Origin of the sequence: Pseudoalteromonas sp. S3178, assembly GCF_005886985.1 — a bacterium.
GTDB lineage: Bacteria > Pseudomonadota > Gammaproteobacteria > Enterobacterales > Alteromonadaceae > Pseudoalteromonas > Pseudoalteromonas carrageenovora.
Window position 1 is genome coordinate 1 of record NZ_PNCW01000542.1, and the last position, 352, is coordinate 352.

The 352-nt window shown below is 44.6% G+C and carries 1 protein-coding gene; it reads right to left on the reverse strand.

Annotated features, from left to right (window positions below; all coding sequences use genetic code 11):
- Positions 1 to 352: beta-eliminating lyase-related protein (locus tag CWC11_RS22120; RefSeq protein WP_249330810.1), on the reverse strand; the 352-nt coding region annotated here is incomplete at both ends.

A 352-nucleotide genomic window follows, 5' to 3' on the forward strand; every position in this document is an offset into this window, starting at 1 on the left:
ACTGCTGTGCTTGCGCCATGTATTCCAGACTGAGTACTTGACCGCCAATGGTATTCTCAAGGCTCAGCAATTTTGTACGCGCAAAATGAAAGTCATCGGCTTTAATTGCTGACTTCAATTTAGTAAAACATAGGCTACCATCAGCTTCATTCTCAATCGGTTGTGGCTGAACAGACCCTAATACTGCAGCACCACCCGCTTCATATTTATAATGATGTGCATTTTGCCCACATAAATATTCATCGCCCCGTTCACAATGCGCCATCAATGCCAGTAAATTGGCCTGCGTACCTGAGCTTGTAAAAAGTGCGCTTTCAAAACCATGCCGTTCATTGGCATATTGCTCAAGGGC